This is a genomic window from Providencia sp. 6390, assembly GCF_058148425.1.
Map to the genome: position 1 here is coordinate 296100 of NZ_JBYVYL010000002.1, position 14379 is coordinate 310478.

General features: G+C 41.3%; 12 protein-coding genes. 6 read left to right on the plus strand and 6 right to left on the minus strand.

The annotated features are described in order from the left end of the window. Window positions 1-56: 56 nt before the first annotated feature. Window positions 57-1169, minus strand: a complete 1113-nt coding sequence (gene apbC, locus AC3Z9T_RS06555) for an iron-sulfur cluster carrier protein ApbC (RefSeq protein ID WP_490125406.1) — start codon at window positions 1167-1169, stop codon at window positions 57-59. 225 nt (window positions 1170-1394) lie between these two features. Between apbC and metG the strand changes: the two genes are divergently transcribed. The 4 genes from metG (at window position 1395) to cdd (ending at window position 5924) form a co-directional block, all read left to right on the plus strand. Continuing rightward, window positions 1395-3422 (plus strand): methionine--tRNA ligase, encoded by a 2028-nt coding sequence (metG, locus tag AC3Z9T_RS06560; protein WP_490125407.1) that lies wholly within the window; start codon window positions 1395-1397, stop codon window positions 3420-3422. 175 nt (window positions 3423-3597) lie between these two features. After that, window positions 3598-4071 carry a CidA/LrgA family protein gene (locus AC3Z9T_RS06565; protein ID WP_490125408.1) on the plus strand — a complete coding sequence of 158 codons (474 nt, stop codon included), beginning with the start codon at window positions 3598-3600 and terminating at the stop codon, window positions 4069-4071. Beyond that, window positions 4065-4760, plus strand: a complete 696-nt coding sequence (locus tag AC3Z9T_RS06570) for a CidB/LrgB family autolysis modulator (protein WP_490125409.1) — start codon at window positions 4065-4067, stop codon at window positions 4758-4760. The genes AC3Z9T_RS06565 and AC3Z9T_RS06570 overlap by 7 nt, the downstream gene beginning before the upstream one ends. A 276-nt stretch (window positions 4761-5036) precedes the next feature. Continuing rightward, window positions 5037-5924 (plus strand): cytidine deaminase, encoded by an 888-nt coding sequence (gene cdd, locus AC3Z9T_RS06575; protein WP_490125410.1) that lies wholly within the window; start codon window positions 5037-5039, stop codon window positions 5922-5924. 45 nt (window positions 5925-5969) lie between these two features. Here the strand turns inward: cdd and AC3Z9T_RS06580 are convergent, their stop codons facing one another. Then, a complete protein-coding gene (locus tag AC3Z9T_RS06580) occupies window positions 5970-6956 on the minus strand; it encodes a PDZ domain-containing protein (RefSeq protein ID WP_490125411.1) in 987 nt (328 codons plus the stop codon). Window positions 6957-7406: 450 nt separating this feature from the next. Between AC3Z9T_RS06580 and AC3Z9T_RS06585 the strand changes: the two genes are divergently transcribed. Then, window positions 7407-9104 carry an NAD-dependent malic enzyme gene (locus AC3Z9T_RS06585; protein WP_490125412.1) on the plus strand — a complete coding sequence of 566 codons (1698 nt, stop codon included), beginning with the start codon at window positions 7407-7409 and terminating at the stop codon, window positions 9102-9104. 385 nt (window positions 9105-9489) lie between these two features. Beyond that, window positions 9490-10350 carry a rhomboid family intramembrane serine protease gene (locus AC3Z9T_RS06590; RefSeq protein WP_490125413.1) on the plus strand — a complete coding sequence of 287 codons (861 nt, stop codon included), beginning with the start codon at window positions 9490-9492 and terminating at the stop codon, window positions 10348-10350. A gap of 46 nt (window positions 10351-10396) precedes the next feature. Here the strand turns inward: AC3Z9T_RS06590 and AC3Z9T_RS06595 are convergent, their stop codons facing one another. The 4 genes from AC3Z9T_RS06595 to murQ are packed head-to-tail and all read right to left on the minus strand — an operon-like array spanning window position 10397 to window position 14347. Next, on the minus strand, window positions 10397-11179 hold the full coding sequence (locus AC3Z9T_RS06595; protein WP_490125414.1) for a sulfite exporter TauE/SafE family protein: 783 nt from the start codon (window positions 11177-11179) through the stop codon (window positions 10397-10399). A gap of 6 nt (window positions 11180-11185) precedes the next feature. Further along, the gene (locus AC3Z9T_RS06600) at window positions 11186-12028 is read right to left on the minus strand and encodes a MurR/RpiR family transcriptional regulator (RefSeq protein ID WP_490125415.1); all 843 of its coding nucleotides are present in this window, start codon (window positions 12026-12028) and stop codon (window positions 11186-11188) included. Window positions 12029-12043: 15 nt separating this feature from the next. Continuing rightward, the gene (locus tag AC3Z9T_RS06605) at window positions 12044-13405 is read right to left on the minus strand and encodes a PTS transporter subunit EIIC (RefSeq protein ID WP_490125416.1); all 1362 of its coding nucleotides are present in this window, start codon (window positions 13403-13405) and stop codon (window positions 12044-12046) included. A gap of 21 nt (window positions 13406-13426) precedes the next feature. Further along, window positions 13427-14347: an N-acetylmuramic acid 6-phosphate etherase gene (gene murQ, locus AC3Z9T_RS06610; RefSeq protein ID WP_490125417.1), complete on the minus strand. Its 921-nt coding sequence runs from the start codon at window positions 14345-14347 to the stop codon at window positions 13427-13429. Between the last annotated feature and the right edge of the window lie 32 nt (window positions 14348-14379).

The following is a 14379-nucleotide window of genomic DNA, read 5'->3' on the forward strand; positions in this document are numbered from 1 at the left end:
AAAAGAAATGATAATTAAAGGATCTACTTAAGCAGATCCTTTAATATTACTGGGTTTTATACTGCACGGAATGAAATCTCGGTTGGGATTTTATCGCCTTCCCAATACATCAATGAAGAGATGTTGGAAGCAATTTCACGATAAATATCAGCAAACTCGCCTTCAGGATCACGCATTACAGTAGGTTGACCACGGTCTAAATCTTCACGCAATGAAATATGCAGTGGGATTTGCCCTAACAGCTGAGTATTGTATTTTTCAGCCAGCTTTTCAGCACCACCAGTACCAAAAATAGGCTCAACATGACCGCAGTTACTACAAATATGCGCACTCATGTTTTCAACAATACCAAGTACAGGAACGTTAACCTTCTTGAACATTACGATCCCTTTCATCGCATCAACCAATGCAATATCTTGTGGCGTTGTTACCACAACAGCTCCTGTAACAGGGATATTTTGTGAAAGGGTTAATTGAATATCACCTGTTCCCGGTGGCATATCGATCACCAGATAATCCAAGTCAGGCCATAAGGTGTCTTGCAGCATTTGCATCAACGCCTTACTTGCCATAGGGCCACGCCATACCATCGCATTGTCATCAGTGACTAAGTAACCAATTGAGTTAGTTGCAAGACCATAGGCCATAATCGGTGCCATGTGCTGACCATCTGGAGAAGTTGGTCGCTCCATGGTGGTACCCAACATGTTTGGAATCGATGGGCCATAAATATCAGCATCAAGAATACCGACTTTCGCCCCTTCTTGTGCCAAAGCCAACGCTAAGTTGACAGAGGTACTGGATTTACCCACACCACCTTTACCTGAGCTCACCGCTAAAATATTACGAACACCGTTAATGCCCGCTAAATCATTAGCACGTTTTAGTGTCGTGATATCATGGCGTAGTTTCCACTCAACTGCATGAGCACCAGTGATTTTTTTCAGTTCTGCTGTTTTTTCGTTGATCAGTGCCTGAAATGGCCCTTTCCAAACAAACGGCATCACTAATTCGACATGCAACACATTGTCCAACATTGCACAATGATGTAATGCTTTGATAGAAATCAGATTACGTTTCAGTGTTGGGTGTGTAAATGAAGCCAAAACAGTGGAGACTTTTTCAGTCAGCAGTTCTGGATTGTTCTGCTCGGGGGATTTATCGTTCATCCCGGCTCCTTTATTTTATATTTTTAACACTATGGTACTTTGACTATTATTCATCATACCAGAAACCACCAAAATAGTGAGCGCCTTACCAATTAAAAGACACTCAACAGCAAAAAAATGCTTTTTTGCCTGATTTGGCAATTAATATCCTATTACCCTAGCAGCGAAAGTTGTGATCGGGTAACATCAAAGTCCCTTTTTAATAATGGAAGTAAGATCATTACTATGTCTCAAGTCGCGAATAAACTATTGGTAACCTGTGCGTTACCGTATGCTAACGGTTCAATCCATCTCGGTCATATTCTGGAGCACATTCAGGCTGATATTTGGGTCCGTTATCAGCGAATGCGCGGCAAAGAGGTTCATTTTATCTGTGCAGATGATGCACACGGCACACCAATCATGTTGAAAGCTCAACAGTTGGGGATTTCACCTGAAGAAATGATTGCTGCAATGAACCTAGAGCATCAGGAAGATTTTGCGGGTTTTGCTATCAGTTACGATAACTATCACTCGACTCACAGTGAAGAAAACAAACAGTTATCAGAGCTTATCTACAGCAAATTAAAAAATAACGGTTTTATTAAAAACCGTACTATTTCACAACTGTACGATCCTGAAAAAGGCATGTTCTTACCAGATCGCTTTGTCAAAGGCACTTGTCCTACCTGTAAAGCAGAAGATCAGTATGGTGATAACTGTGAAGTGTGCGGCGCAACTTATAGCCCAACAGAACTGATTAACCCGCGTTCGGTCGTTTCTGGCGCAACCCCAGTAATGCGTGAAACGGAACACTTTTTCTTCGATCTGCCTGCATTTAGCGACATGCTACAAGCGTGGACTCGTTCCGGTGCTCTGCAAGAGCAAGTAGCGAATAAAATGCAAGAGTGGTTCGAATCAGGTTTACAGCAGTGGGATATTACTCGTGATGCACCGTATTTCGGTTTCGAGATCCCTGATGCACCGGGTAAATACTTCTATGTCTGGCTAGACGCACCTATTGGTTACATGGGCTCATTTAAAAACCTGTGTGATAAACGTGGCAACCTCAACTTTGATGAATTTTGGAATAAAGATTCAAAAACCGATCTGTATCACTTTATCGGTAAAGATATTGTTTACTTCCACAGCTTGTTCTGGCCTGCAATGCTTGAAGGCAGCGAATACCGCAAGCCAACCAATCTGTTTGTTCATGGTTATGTCACCGTGAATGGTGCAAAAATGTCTAAATCACGCGGTACTTTTATTACTGCTCGCTCCTATTTAGATCATCTTGATGCAGATTGCTTACGTTACTATTATGCTGCTAAGCTTTCATCACGCATCGATGATATCGACTTGAATTTAGAAGATTTTGTTCAACGCGTAAACAGCGATATTGTCAATAAAGTGGTTAACTTAGCATCACGCAATGCTGGTTTTATCGCTAAGCGTTTTGGCGGTAAATTATCCGCGACCTTAGCTGATCCTAAGCTGTACCAGCAATTTATTGATGCTGCACAATCAATTGGTGACGCCTATACAAGCCGCGAATATGGTAAAGCTGTCCGTGAAATTATGGCATTAGCTGATATTGCTAACCGCTATGTCGATGAAAAAGCACCGTGGGTTGTTGCAAAGCAAGAAGGCAAAGACCAAGAGCTACAAGATATCTGCTCAATGGGTATCAATCTGTTCCGTGTGTTAATGACTTACTTGAAACCTATTCTACCGGGTCTTGCACAACGTACTGAAGCATTCTTAAATGTCGAACTGGCATGGAACTCAATCGCAACACCATTAACTAACCATGAAGTCGCACCATTTAAAGCGTTGTTCTCACGCATTGAAATGGCAAAAGTTGATGCGATGGTTGAAGCCTCTAAAGAAAGTATCAAACCTGCGAAAGTCTTAACTGGTCCACTTGCAGATGATCCTCTCCAAGAAACCATCAGCTTTGATGATTTTGCAAAGGTTGATCTGCGCATCGCGTTGATCAAACAAGCTGATTTTGTTGAGGGTTCTGACAAATTGCTAAAACTGCAATTAGATATTGGTGGTGAAACTCGCCAAGTTTTCTCAGGTATTCGTAGCGCCTATCCAGATCCAAAAGCACTTGAAGGCCGCTTAACGGTGATGGTCGCAAACTTGGCTCCTCGCAAAATGCGTTTTGGTATGTCAGAAGGCATGGTGATGGCTGCGGGCCCTGGCGGAAAAGATATTTTCTTGCTTAGCCCAGACAGCGGTGCTCAACCGGGTATGCAAGTAAAATAAAATAGCCCATCCAATAAAAGCTATTTATAAATCGACCAGCGGGGATCATAGATCACCCGCTTGAGCAGAGGATCTTTGGTCCTCTGCTTTTTTTTCATTCTTTTAACTGTGATCTCTAGCACAATAATAAAGTTAATTGTATGATGAATGCACTTAGCGTAATAGGACGAGTCTCATGTCATTAAAACATGTGCTGATAACCGGATGGCAGTATTTACGCGCTTTTGCGATCCTTTACCTCTGCCTGATCATTGGGAACCTGTTATCAACACTTCTGCCATTTTCTGTTCCCGGTAGTATCATTGGTATGCTCATACTGTTTGTACTACTTGCTCTACAAATTGTGCCAGCACATTGGGCACAACCCGGCTGTTCGATACTATTAAAAAATATGACGTTATTATTCGTCCCTATTGGTATCGGCATTATGAATTATTATAGCCAATTGAGTGAGCAGTTGGTTCCGATCCTCGTTGCCTGCTTTATCAGTACGTTAGTTGTGATGGTAGTGGTTGCTTTCAGTTCAAACTACATCCACAAAGAACGCCAAATCGTCGGAGTCAAACCCGATGAGGTTCCCCTTCCTCCTGAAGAGCCAACCAATATACCAACTGATAATCAGCAAGATAAAGGGGATGATAAATGTTAGAGCATATTTGGTGGTCACTACCATTGACCATTGCTGTTTTTTATCTAGCACGTTTTTTGTCGGTAAAATTAAAACTACCACTATTAAATCCATTGTTAGTGGCGATCGCGATTATTGTGCCATTACTGATTTTTACTAACACGCCTTATGAACACTACTTTGCAGGCAGTAAAATTCTAAATGATCTGCTACAACCTGCCGTTGTCGCGCTCGCCTTTCCTCTCTACGAGCAAATGCATCAAATTCGTGCACAATGGAAATCGCTATTTAGTATCTGTTTAGCAGGTAGCTTAGTTGCCATGTTTACAGGTACATCGATAGCTCTTTGGCTGGGTGCAACACCCGATATTGCAGCCTCTATCCTACCTAAATCAGTCACCACCCCCATTGCCATGGCGGTTGCTGATTCGATTGGTGGTGTTCCCGCAATTAGTGCTGCCTGTGTGATTTTTGTTGGCATGTTGGGTGCAATGTTTGGCCATTCATTGTTTGATGCTTTACGTATCCGAACTCACGCTTCAAGGGGTTTAGCAATGGGTACTGCATCTCACGCATTGGGTACAGCCCGTTGTGCAGAAGTCAACTACATCGAAGGTGCATATAGTTCATTAGCATTAATGACCTGCGGGATTATTACCTCTTTGCTCGCCCCGTTTATCTTCCCTGTCATACTTCATCTTTTCGGCTAGACTCAATATGATGAGGAGAGGCTTATCACCTCTCCTAAATTTGTTGGCGGAGCGGGATAAAACTTGAGATACATCTCTCAATTACATAACTTGTTTCATTTATTTCATAAAAAAAGAGACATTAATCACACATGAGGTGGTAATTTATTACATATACTCTAAACACTCGAGATGCAGCTAAGCGAGAAATCGCGAACAGTGTAGATACTTAGCTTCAATACAAAGCGCTACAATTGAGTATAGAGAAATGTCAGTAAGTCACTAGGAGAGCAACTCATGCATTCAAGATTTAAGTCCGCTTGGTCTCAACTTCCCGAAAAGTTACAAGCTGCGCTCAGACCCATTATTGATATACCTGATTTCCAAGCAATGCTGAGTGCCGAACAAGTTAATCAAATCAAAACTGATTGTGGTTATAGTGACAGCGAGCTAGCATTTTTACTATTACCCTTTGCCGCAGCCTATGCGGTCACGCCAATTTCACACTTTAACGTAGGCGCAATCGCCCGTGGTGTGAGTGGTAATCTCTACTTTGGCGCTAATATGGAATTCAGCGGCGTGGCAATTGCTCAAACCATCCATGCTGAGCAATGTGCTGTAACTCATGCATGGTTGAAAGGCGAAAAACAGTTGGCTTCGATCACGGTAAACTATACGCCATGCGGTCACTGCCGACAGTTTATGAATGAGTTACGTGGCGGAGGCAAAATTGAAGTCCACCTTCCAGAACGCCAGCCAGCAACATTACATGATTATCTGCCTGATTCATTTGGTCCATCCGATTTAGAGATCACCACATTGCTGATGGATACGGTAGATCATGGCTATAGCACCGCAAGCCGTAGCCGTTTATTGTGCGCTGCGATCGAGGCTGCGAACCAATCACATGCACCTTATAGCCAATCCCACTCAGGTATCGCACTACAGTTGAAAGATGGCTCCTTATTTACTGGCCGTTATGCTGAAAACGCAGCTTTCAACCCAAGTCTGCCACCATTACAAGCCGCATTGATTATGATTAATCTAGCAGGTAAAGATATGCATTCTATCGAGCAAGCGGTATTAGTTGAAAAGCAAGATGCGATTGTAAAACAATGGTGTATTACTGAAAATACCTTGCAAGCACTTGGTTGCCAGCAAAAAGAAGTGACCTATTTAGATTAATTTGTTAAACATTTAATTGCCGCCCAATAATGGCGGCAATTTTTATTAAAATAATTGAGTATGAAGAAAAGAAACGTTTGATTTAGCGAAACTCAACTCTTCGTAAGGTAAGAGCTGCGGATTAAGCACACTCGTGCAAATATCAAATATTGATATTTGTTCAGCTAGTTGGCTGTCAATCTCACTTTTCGTCTCTATATTGCCTTCTTTTATAGATATTTTTTCAAATTCAGTAATATCGAATTCCAACGTTGAAGAGCAACTATCAAAACTCATATTTTTCAGCACACTATTGGACTCTGAACTATTCTTATCCTCTGAGATAACTCCATTTATTTTAATTAATAAATCTTCCATTTTAGGATGACTAAAAAATGACTGTAATCGTTGAGCACCGATAGAGCCTGAATCTATTTCGGATTTAATATCGATAATCCGTTGAAAGAAATATTGCGCGGATATTTTTTCTTCTGTTGTCCCCGTTTCAACGACACCAAGCATGGTTTCAATGAGTTCTATACTAAGGGAGGTTTCTTTCTCAACATCACCCATAACATCCAAGCTCTTCTGCCAAAAAGATTCTCGCTGTTCTTCAGGAAGTACAGAGAATACATTGTTAAACAGCCATGAATCAGCAGATAATTGATGACGACTAAATACATTCTGATGAATTTGTATTGCCTCTTGATGATTAATATTAATGTCAATCACCTCCTTGCCTGCCGCAGTAAATCGTTTTTCTAGCCATAAAAGATATTGCTCTGCCAAATCATAATAAATATTTTCATAATCCCTAAAAATCAATCCTAAATTATTCTCTTTTGCAGCGCTCGCTAAATAATTAGCGGTAAAAGAACCAAGAGTTGCATTTCTGTTCAGAAATCTTTTGGCATAAACAGCATAGCGTTCACCTTTAGTAATCAAATAGTCATATATTTGCTCAATATTTTTATATTCTTTCAAATTACTATAGAGTTCTTCCCATTGTTGATAGGTTAATTCAACATTATTACTGTTAATTTTAGTACTCATAATTATCTTCACATACCAGTTATTAATAAACTATTAACATTCATTCCGTTGGCTTATATACGTCTAAAAAATTAAAAATATAAACTTATTCATTATAGAAAAAAGGTTAAACATTATTAGGCTATGCAAAATAAAAACTTAGTGCAATATATAGTAAACTATAAAACTAAATAACCAGTTCTCGAAGATTATTTTTAGTCGTCTCAACTTAACGATGAGGTTCATAATAGCTTCCTACCGCATGGCAGCTAATCCCCTTAGTTGTAGAGCACTTTCAAGTAGTACAACTTCTATCTTGATATAAATTATCTATTATGTTGTTTATTATACAAATAATATTATTTAACATTTATTTTAACTCTTTGCAGCAATAATCACTGTACATATTTTTTGTATGCCTTAGGATCTATCCCGACTGTTGTTTTTTAATCGTCCGAAGAGTGATATTTCATGGAACATGAATACGAAACAAAACGCCCTCTGTACATTCCTTATGCAGGCCCTATCCTGCTCGAATTTCCGTTATTAAATAAAGGCAGTGCCTTTAGCGAAGAAGAACGCGCAAATTTCAACCTGTATGGCCTGTTGCCAGAGCAAGTTGAAACTATCGAAGAACAAGTAGAGCGCGCTTATCGCCAGTTAGTCGATTTCAAAACCGATATCGATAAACACATTTATTTAAGAAATATTCAAGACACCAACGAAACCCTATTCTATCGTCTGATTGATGCACACCTCACTGAAGTGATGCCAATTATTTATACCCCGACAGTCGGTGAAGCGTGTGAACACTTCTCTGATATCTATCGTCGTGCTCGTGGTCTATTCATTTCTTATCCAAACCGTGAATATATCGACGATATGCTGCAAAACGCCACTAAGCAAAACGTTAAAGTGATCGTAGTCACTGATGGTGAGCGTATCTTAGGCCTTGGTGACCAAGGTATCGGCGGTATGGGTATTCCTATCGGTAAGCTTTCTTTATATACCGCTTGTGGCGGCATCAGCCCCGCTTATACTTTGCCAATTGTCATTGACGTGGGAACTAATAATCCACAACGTCTGAATGACCCTCTGTATATGGGATGGCGTCATCCACGTATTACGGGTGAAGAATACGATCAATTTATTGATGAGTTTATTCAAGCCGTAAAACGCCGTTGGCCAAACGTTCTGTTGCAGTTCGAAGACTTTGCTCAAAAAAATGCGATGCCATTGTTAAACCGTTATCGCGATGAGCTGTGCTGCTTTAACGACGACATTCAAGGTACTGCATCAGTCACATTAGGTAGTTTGATCGCCGCGAGCCATGCCGCAGGTAGTAAGCTGAGTGACCAACGTGTCACTTTCTTAGGTGCTGGCTCCGCAGGTTGTGGTATTGCAGAACAAATTGTTGCTCAAATGAAATCTGAAGGCTTGAGCGATGAACAAGCACGTTCACGCATTTATATGGTTGACCGTTTTGGTTTGTTAACCGATAAATTGCCTAACTTGTTAGATTTCCAAAGCAAATTAACGCAAAATAGCAACAATTTAGCTCACTGGGATGTTAACAGCGATTCGATTTCTTTATTAGATGTGGTGCGTAATGCTAAGCCAACCATCCTAATTGGTGTTTCCGGCCAAGCTGGTTTGTTCACTGAAGAAATCATTAAAGAGATGCACAAGCACTGTGAACGCCCAATTGTGATGCCACTGTCTAACCCAACATCACGTGTTGAGGCGCGTCCAGAAGATATTATTAATTGGACCGATGGCAAAGCATTAGTCGCAACAGGTAGCCCGTTCTCACCGGTTTCCTATAAAGATAAAATCTACCCTATCGCCCAGTGTAATAACTCCTATATCTTCCCAGGTATTGGTTTAGGAGTCATTGCTTCAGGAGCCAAACGGGTCACTGAAAACATGCTAATGGCAGCAAGTCGTGCGTTAGCTGAGTGCTCACCACTGGCTAAAGCAGGAGATGGGTCATTACTGCCACCACTGTCTGATATCCAACAAGTTTCGCGTTTTATCGCCAAACAAGTTGCCAAGGAAGCACAAGTGCAAGGCGTTGCTACCGTGACCTCTGACAGTGCATTGGAGGAAGCGATTGAGCGCAACTTCTGGAAACCTGAATATCGTACCTATAAACGGACGTCATTCTAACTTACAAACAGAATACGTTTGTTAGCAGTCTGAAGGCGCTATTTAGTTAGCGCCTGAGGTTGTTGACGAAGCGGGATAAAGCGTGGTTTTTCCCGCTCCGTGTTATCAGCCGAAAATCAATAAATTGATTTTCCTAGTTTATTTCAAAAACCTTAACGACCGCAGACAAACAAAATACGTTTGTCAGCAGTCTGAGGCGCTATTTAGCTAGCGCCTTTTTTATTGTTAACTCCATTTTTCAGATATTAGGTATAAATTAAAATTTTGTTACATTTTATACTCTAAACAACTCGAAGCGCGGCTAAGCGACAAATGAACATAATCTAGCAGCGTCATAACTTGAATTATGATAAGTATAAATATTTTATAATGACAAGGACTTAATATGTCTGAACAAGCACACACTACACCACCTGCCCAAAAACCGCATATCTCGTTAAAAGCCATGGCGTTAACGTTGATCCTTGTATTATTAAATATCGCTGTTTATTTCTATCAAATCGCCTTTGCATCACCACTTGAATCGCGCGAAAGCAACCTATTATTGTTTGGTGCAAATGTCTATCAACTGTCATTGACCGGTGATTGGTGGCGCTATCCAATTAGTATGATTTTGCATTCAGATGCAATGCATATTGGTTTTAATAGTCTTGCCCTATTAGTGATTGGTATTGAGTGCGAGCGGGTTTACGGTAAATTTAAATTATTATCTATTTATATTATTTCTGGAATTGGTGCCGCGTTATTCAGCGCCTATTGGCAATACCAAGAATCGCTCAAAGTCGTTGATTCATTCAGTATATACATGCCAATGAATAATACGGTTTATATTACTATCGGTGTGGGTGCATCCGGTGCCATTATGGGGCTAGCCGCAGCATCAGTGATCTATCTGCTGAAAAATATCAATTCACCCGATGTTCCTGATCTCGAAAATGCCAAACTAAAACGCCAGCTATACAATATTATTGCCATGATTGCGTTAACCTTAATTAATGGCATGCAGTCAGGTGTGGATAATGCAGCACATGTGGGCGGTGCTGTGATTGGCGCATTAGTTAGCTTAGGCTATGTCATTACAGCGAAAAAATCATACCTTGTTGACTTATGCATTACAGCAATAGCCGCGGGTTTACTGGCCTTTGCTATCTATAGCATCTCTTTCTCAACAGATGAAGACTTGCTGTATGAACGTGCGTTTATTTATCAAGAAATCCAAAAAGAAGTGACTGGAACAAATCAATAATTAATAACCCCTTGGTTAATTTATAGAATAACCGAGGGGAGTTAACTTATGGCATAACCACTTTTAGTGTCATCATGACGGCACTACATAAAATCAATAACAGTGTAATGTATTGGAAAGCCCGTTCTGATAATGTCACTAGTAAGTATTTCGCCAATGGCATCACCAGTAATGCCCCTGCACATAAAATTAATGCCAATTTTAAATCCGTATGGCCATCCTGCGCATAGGCTAATGCAGATGATCCCGATAATACGGTCGTAACAACAATTGATGTCCCAATAGCTTGCTTAATATTTAAATGCATATAGCGCAGCAGCATCGGTAATACCACGACGCCACCACCAACCCCTGTCGCCCCTAATACAATACCCGCAATAACCGCAGGGAGTGCCATCGCACGTAATTGATTATCTTTAACTTGAGGCTTTTTAATTGGATTGGCAAAAAACATGCGATGAATAAATAAGTACAATGAAAAAATAATCGCTGCCGCAACCAATAAGTTAATACCCCATTCAACTTGTTTCTCATATTCAGGAATACTTCCTAACCAAGTGACAAATAAGCTAGATAAAAAGGTACTTGGCAACATAATTGCCAATACCATTAATGCTCCTTTAAATGGAATATTACCTAACCGAAAATGCATGTATGAAGAAGAAATTTTCATCAACATGGATAAGAAATTTGCAGTTGCCACTGCCGCTAATGCATTTAATCCAAAAAAATAGGTCAGTATAGGTAAAACAATAACACCACCACCGACACCTGTGGTGCTAATAATTAAGCCAATCAATGCTCCGATGGCTAACTCTGTTAAAATCATTGTGCTTTATCCTGCCTGGGTAACGGCTTGTCGTGCTTTGTGTAATGCAATATCTGCATCTTCATTGGCGAGGGTTAAATATTTAAAGAATAACGTATCAAAGATGACCATTTGCAATACTTGCGGAGTGATCACCCCCAATTGGGAGTGCTGCTCATCATAGAAATAAGGCAAGGTAAAATCAGCGAGACGTGCGGCCTCATCTTGCCCAAAGCGAGTTAACGCAACTGTCGTACAGCCATTCTCATGGGCTGATTTCAGCATACGATTGACATCAGAAGTATTGCCCCTTGCAGTCACGGCAATGGCTAAATCACTTTCATTTAAGTTTGCCGAATAGCCAAGCTGTACATGCAGATCAGGGCTAAATAACGCATGTTTATTCACGCGGATCAATTTAAGAAAAATATCATTAGCCACTATTGCCGAAGAGCCGATCCCAAATAGGACAACTCGTTTTGCTTCAACAATCTTCTGGGCAATGGCATCCACAGTGATGGGTTCGAGCAATTCCACTGATTTTTCAATCGCGGTAATAAACATTTGCTGTGATTTAGCAATAATCTGAGCCGTGTCATCATTGCGGCTCAGATTGCCATACAAACTTTCCGCTTTGTGCTGCTTTTCATCGGATAAGTAGTCAACTTTAAATTCAGGATAACCACGATAACCCATCTGGCGAGAAAAGCGAATGACTGAAGCACTGCTCACCCCAGCGGCTTGAGCAAGCTCAGCCGCATTCATGGAAACAAGGCTATCACGACTTTCTAGCAAAAAACTGGCGATACGTTGCTCGGTGCCTTTGCCTCTGGTCAATAAACTTTCCAATTTTACCGTCAGTGTTGACATGGCTATTCCTTCTTATTATTTTTCTGGATCATTGAAGCCTATTATCATACTGGCAATGAAACCGACAATCCATGCGCCAGCTACCGCAATCAGAAAATCAAGAATTTGCCCATCTCCAACTAATGGAATTAATGATAAGCCCGCGGTACCAAACGGAATAATGATCCCCACATGGAAGAATGCCATTAATGCACCACCCGCTGCTCCCCCAATACAACCTGCAATAAAGGGTTTACCTAATGGTAATGACACGCCGAATAATAGTGGTTCGCCAACACCAAAGATCCCCACAGGTAAAGCACCAACTAAGGTTTTTTTCAGGCGTTGATTTTTAGTTTTCAGGAACACCCAGAAACAAGAGCCTACTTGCCCCATTCCGCCCATGGCTAAAATTGGGAACAAATAATTCAAACCAAATGTTTGTAGAATTTCAGCATGAATTGGGATCAGGCCTTGATGTAAACCTGTCAGCAATAAGAACAGGAAGCTACCACCTAAGATCCCTCCCGTTGCCACTGCGCCACCACCACTGTTAAGCAGTGCCACAGAAACGCCCTGTGCCAATACTTGGTTGAGATAATGACCCGCAGGTTGGAAAACAATTAAAGCCACCATAGCTGACACTAAAATAGTGACAAAAGGCGTCACGATAAGATCAAGGCTCTCTTTAATAATACTTCTAAACCACACTTCAAATTTAGAAGAGAACACCACTACCATGAGTACAGCAAAGATCCCACCGCTGTTTGGCTGTAATTTTTCACCGAACAGAGTGATATCTGCCAAGCCAGGCATTGCCAGTAGCCCCGCCATAACCGCACCAATTGAGGTCGATGCCCCTAATTCTTTTGCGGTATTCACACCAATCATAATAGATAGATAGGTAAAAACAGCACTACCGATCAATTTCAATAATTTAAAAAGTTCAGGAAACTGCTCAACCACACCCGGTGCAACTAAGCGCACAATATTAATCAGCCCCATAATGAGACCACAACCAATCAGTGCAGGAATAGTGGGTACAAAAATGGCAGCAAGTGTGTTTAACATGCGGCGAATTGAAAAAGATTTTTTCTCAGTCGCTGTTACGCTACTTTCATTCGTTAGGCCGCTACCTTGCATTCTTTTATTCATCACTGAAAAGACTTTCGCCGCGGTGCCCATACCCACAATCACTTGTTGCTGTTCACCATTAAACACAACCCCTTTAACGCCTTCGACTTGTTTCAGCGCCTCCGCATTAAATTTGCTGTTATCTTTTAAAACCAAACGAATACGTGTCATACAATGAGTTAACGTCGCCACGTTTTCGAATCCACCCGCCTGTTTTTCTATTTCTTTGGCGAGTACTTCCAGATGTTCTATCTTGTTAGCCATATTATTTCCCCAGTATTGACGTTACTCGCGGTGACTCGTCAGCATCAGATCCAAACTGGTATTTGGATTTTTCTGAACAATATCGGTCGCTTGCTGTGCATTAATATTAAGTTCATACATTAAAATTGCGCGTCGTGGATGATAATCAACCTGCTTTAACAGTTCTGCGGCTGCTTGCATGTCAATGTGGCACACTTCCCCAACAATTCTTTCAGCACGGCGCAGTAATTTGATGTTACTTGCCACTACATCCACCATTAAATTAGTATGAATGCGCCCCAATCGTGCCATCACACAGGTACTGAGCATGCCTAAAATCATTTTTTGTGCCGTACCACTTTTCATGCGAGTTGAGCCAGACAGCACTTCAGCGCCGACATCCGGTGCAATCGCATATTGTGCAAGATCGCTTAACTGACTATGACCACGTGTTGTGATCGCCACTGTCAGTGCGCCTATTTGATTGCCATATTCAATCGCTGCTAAAGTAAAAGGTGTTCGCCCGCTGGCTGCAATGCCAATAATCACATCTTTAGTTGTTGCGCCACGCTGTTTGAGTTCATCTACCGAAGCTTCAACAGAATCTTCAATATTTTCAACTGCCTTGAGCATGGCAGCATGTCCGCCAGCAATGATTGATTGTACCAACTCAGGCGATGTACCAAATGTTGGCGGGCACTCAGCGCTGTCTAGGACAGCAAGTCGCCCACTGGTTCCCGCTCCCACATAAAATATCCGTCCCCCCTGCTTTAAGCGCTCAGCAATCACATCAACGACATGCGCTATTTCAGGTAGCACTTGCTTTAGAGCGGCAGCTACGGTGCTATCTGCTTGATTAATCTCTGTTAGCATGGATAAGGTGTCTAAACGCGAAAACTGCAACGTGTCCTGATTGAGTTCATTTTGCAAACAATCACTGAGTGTATTTTCGGTTACTGACATTATATCACCTCAATTGAAATCAAATTTCATTA

Excerpts from the sequence above, each read along its gene's own strand:
- apbC (WP_490125406.1), bottom strand. The coding sequence starts at position 1,169 with ATGAACGATAAATCCCCCGAGCAGAACAATCCAGAACTGCTGACTGAA.
- metG (WP_490125407.1), top strand. The coding sequence starts at position 1,395 with ATGTCTCAAGTCGCGAATAAACTATTGGTAACCTGTGCGTTACCGTAT.
- AC3Z9T_RS06565 (WP_490125408.1), top strand. The coding sequence starts at position 3,598 with ATGTCATTAAAACATGTGCTGATAACCGGATGGCAGTATTTACGCGCT.
- AC3Z9T_RS06570 (WP_490125409.1), top strand. The coding sequence starts at position 4,065 with ATGTTAGAGCATATTTGGTGGTCACTACCATTGACCATTGCTGTTTTT.
- cdd (WP_490125410.1), top strand. The coding sequence starts at position 5,037 with ATGCATTCAAGATTTAAGTCCGCTTGGTCTCAACTTCCCGAAAAGTTA.
- AC3Z9T_RS06580 (WP_490125411.1), bottom strand. The coding sequence starts at position 6,956 with ATGAGTACTAAAATTAACAGTAATAATGTTGAATTAACCTATCAACAA.
- AC3Z9T_RS06585 (WP_490125412.1), top strand. The coding sequence starts at position 7,407 with ATGGAACATGAATACGAAACAAAACGCCCTCTGTACATTCCTTATGCA.
- AC3Z9T_RS06590 (WP_490125413.1), top strand. The coding sequence starts at position 9,490 with ATGTCTGAACAAGCACACACTACACCACCTGCCCAAAAACCGCATATC.
- AC3Z9T_RS06595 (WP_490125414.1), bottom strand. The coding sequence starts at position 11,179 with ATGATTTTAACAGAGTTAGCCATCGGAGCATTGATTGGCTTAATTATT.
- AC3Z9T_RS06600 (WP_490125415.1), bottom strand. The coding sequence starts at position 12,028 with ATGTCAACACTGACGGTAAAATTGGAAAGTTTATTGACCAGAGGCAAA.
- AC3Z9T_RS06605 (WP_490125416.1), bottom strand. The coding sequence starts at position 13,405 with ATGGCTAACAAGATAGAACATCTGGAAGTACTCGCCAAAGAAATAGAA.
- murQ (WP_490125417.1), bottom strand. The coding sequence starts at position 14,347 with ATGTCAGTAACCGAAAATACACTCAGTGATTGTTTGCAAAATGAACTC.